Consider the following 3,184-nt stretch of genomic DNA (forward strand, 5'->3'; position numbering starts at 1 on the left):
CTCCCCGGGCCAGCGCCAGGCCTGCCATACCTTTGCCGCGGGGAACGACCGCGGTAATCTTCTGAACCTGCGGCGGGATATTGTGAGCGGCGACCAGCACAAGATTGTCCCCGTTGCGGAAATGTACCGAACCGGCAATCCCACCGTGCGCGCTTAGGAAATCAACCAGCCATCCACCTACGTCCCTTCCCTCGCCGTCTGTGTTCGCGTCAGAATTCGCTGACATGCCCGCTCCCGCCGTATCGGTCACTGTGCTGTCCCGCCGTCTGCCGCCGTCTGCCGCCGTCTGCCGCCGCCGTCCCGTCACTATTTCATCACTGTGCCGTTACTGTGCCGTGCCGCGAAGTCGGGTTGGGTTCTGTCATTCCCGCCAGAGACAGCAGCAGGTCCTTCACCTCGGTGGCGCGGTAACGCTCCCGTGCGGCGCTCGGGTCGGAGCACAGCAGTACCGGCCCGTTGCGCGGGTCGTCGGGCAGTCGGCCGTGACTTCCCCGGATCATGGACGGGACGAGCGGAATCACCGCCATGGTGTAGCGCAGGCCGACCGCCTTGCGGGCGAGCGCGAGGGCGATGCGCGCCTTGGCCCACGGGTCGGCGGGATTGAGGAACAGTTCGGCGGGATCGTAGCCGGGCTTGCGGTGGATCTCGACGCAGCGGGCGAAGTCAGGGGCACGGTCGTCGTCGAGCCAGTAGTAGTAGGTGAACCAGTGGTCGGGTTCGGCGATCGCCACCAGCTCGCCCGCGCGTTCGTGGTCGATACCGAACGTCGCCTGGGCGCCGCGGTCAAGAACGGCGTCCACCCCGGGCAGCATGGCAATCATGGCTTGCACGCGCGCCACGTCGGCGGGATCCGCCACGTAGACGTGGGCGACCTGGTGGTCGGCGACGGCGAACGCCTTCGACGTCCACGGGTCGAGATACTCCATGCCGGCCTGTACATAGACGCGTAACAGACCCTCGCGGCGGAGCATCCGGTTGATGTCGATCGTCCCATGTACGTTGGTGATCCCGTATTCGCTGAGCGCGACGACGGTGGTGCCCGCGGCGCGGGCCTGTGTCAGCAGTGGCGCCAGCGCCGTGTCGACATTGCCGGCCGCGGTCACGGCCTGGGGGGAGTCCGGCCCGTAGCGCTGCAGATCGTAGTCGAGGTGCGGGATGTAGACGAACGTGAGATCCGGCCGGCTGCGGTCCAGGATTCGCCCGGCCGCGTCAATGATCCACTGTGAGGCGGGTAGGCCCGCTCCCGGGCCCCAGTACTTGAACAGCGGAAAAGGACCAAAGTGATCGGTCAGTTCGTCGTGCAGTTCGGGGGGGACGGTGTAGCAGTCCGGTGATTTGCGGCCATCCATGTGATAGATGGGTCGGGGCGTGACGGTGATGTCGACGTCCGCGCCCATCGCGTACCACCAGCAGATATTCGCGACCCGATAGTCACCGTTCTGCCGTCGGGCGGCATGCCAGATTTTTTCGCCCGCGACCAGACCGTTGTGCTGGCGCCACAGCAGGACCTCGCCGAGATCCCGGAAGTACCAACCGTTCCCGACCACACCGTGGTCCCGTGGTGGCAATCCGGTGAGCATGGATGACTGCACCGAGCAGGTGACTGCGGGAAACACCGGGTCCAGCGTGGCCGTGAAACCCTCGGCGCCGAGCGCGCGCAGATGCGGCATGTGCGGAAGAAGCGCCGGGGTCAGCCCGACGACGTCGAGGACGAGCACGGCGGTGGGGGCCGTCGGGGACGCGCTCATGATGACACCTCCACCAGCCCGTGGCGGGCCAACGCTGCCCGCGTCCAGTCCAGCTCGGCGGCGATCCCGGCGGCAAGGGACTTCTCATCGGTCGGGCGGTCCCGTTCGGGTAGGACCGTCCAGGTATAGGTCTCCACCTCAACATGGTCGGTAACCGCATGTTGCCCACCGAACACGTTGGCGAGAACATCGTCCAGGACGTCCCGGGTGCTGCCAACCGGCCCTGCCGGCGTGGCGTGTAACGGGATGTGGAAGTGGACACGCCAGGGCCCGCGGGCGGGCAGTGCGCGCTGTCCGTAGAGCGCGTCGGGTAGATCGTCGCGGGCGTGCAGGCGGCGCTCGGACCCGCTGCCCGACCCAACGTCGGACCCGCCGCCGAACCCGTTGTCCGGTCCGGGCTCGGCCAGTTCGCGAGTCTGGTGCAGGAACCGGGGCTCGACGAACCCCCCGAGGGTGTCACGGGCGCCCGGCGCGGCTGGATCAGGAGCATGCAACGCGCAGGACGCCTGGAGCTTGACCACCGCCAGACCGGCCGCGGCGAGTCTGCCCAGGGCGGCCTGCGGATCCTCGAAGCCCACCGCCAGATGACACGCATCCAGGCAGATGCCGAGTCTGGACGTGTCGATGGCGGCCAAGTGGCGCACGGCGTCCTCGGTGCTCTCCACCACACAGCCGGGCTCCGGCTCGAATCCGACCCGAACTGTGCGCCCGGTCCGGTGCTCCAGGTCGGCGAGTTCGTCGGCGAGCGCGGCGAGCTGGCGGGCGGCGTCATCCCGGCGGCTGTCATTCCACCAGCTCCGCCAGCCCAGGGGAAGGGTCGAGATGCTCCCGCGGGCCGCGTCGTCGGGCATCAGCCCGGTGAGCAGGCGCGCCAGCACGGTGGTGTAGACGAGTCGGTCCGGCTGGGACCAGTCCGGTGTGTAGACGCCGTGCTTGACCACCGGAGCGTGGAAGTGCCGGTAGGGAAAGCCGTTGAGGGTCACGACCTCCAGACCGCGGGCGACCAGCTCGGCTCGCAGCCGGGCCAGGTCGGCGGGGTTGGTGTCCAGCGCCGTGGCGACATCGTGGGCGAGCCACAGCCCGAGCCCGAGCCGGTCGACGCCGAGCTGTTCGCGGATCGGCTCGGCGTATCTGACCAGTTGGTCCCGAACACCGGCAAGATCTTCGGCGGGATGGACGTTCGTGCAGTACGCTAGGTGGACGACGGTGCCGTCGCGGTGTCGAAAGCGCATGGTGACGGCCCCTCATCCACGCCGGGCGGACGTGACATCGCCGCACCGGGCTGACCCGTGGCACCGGCCTGACCTGCATGATCGTGCAATGGGCCGGGTCATCGGACACCGCGCAGCACCGAATTGCCGGCGAACAGGGCGTCCGCGGCAGGGGCGGGCGCGGCCGTGTCGGTGCCGTCCGCGCTGTCGGTGCTGTCCGTGCCC

The 3,184-nt window shown here is 68.6% G+C and carries 2 protein-coding genes and 1 pseudogene; all 3 read right to left on the minus strand.

Annotated elements, in window-relative coordinates:
- Positions 1-226 (minus strand): annotated as a pseudogene (locus U9980_RS22725) (hypothetical protein); the annotation flags it as partial.
- Positions 227-314: 88 nt separating this feature from the next.
- Positions 315-1,748 carry an alkaline phosphatase family protein gene (locus U9980_RS22730; RefSeq protein ID WP_322769799.1) on the minus strand — a complete coding sequence of 478 codons (1,434 nt, stop codon included), beginning with the start codon at positions 1,746-1,748 and terminating at the stop codon, positions 315-317.
- Positions 1,745-2,980 (minus strand): metabolite traffic protein EboE, encoded by a 1,236-nt coding sequence (eboE, locus tag U9980_RS22735; protein ID WP_322769800.1) that lies wholly within the window; start codon positions 2,978-2,980, stop codon positions 1,745-1,747. Before eboE ends, U9980_RS22730 begins: the two co-directional genes overlap by 4 nt.
- Between the last annotated feature and the right edge of the window lie 204 nt (positions 2,981-3,184).

Source organism: Protofrankia sp. Cr1 (genome assembly GCF_963555865.1).
Lineage (GTDB): Bacteria > Actinomycetota > Actinomycetes > Frankiales > Frankiaceae > Protofrankia.

What these genes read in the sequence shown, in the direction of transcription:
- U9980_RS22730 (WP_322769799.1), bottom strand. Translation starts at nt 1,748, where the DNA reads ATGAGCGCGTCCCCGACGGCCCCCACCGCCGTGCTCGTCCTCGACGTC.
- eboE (WP_322769800.1), bottom strand. Translation starts at nt 2,980, where the DNA reads ATGCGCTTTCGACACCGCGACGGCACCGTCGTCCACCTAGCGTACTGC.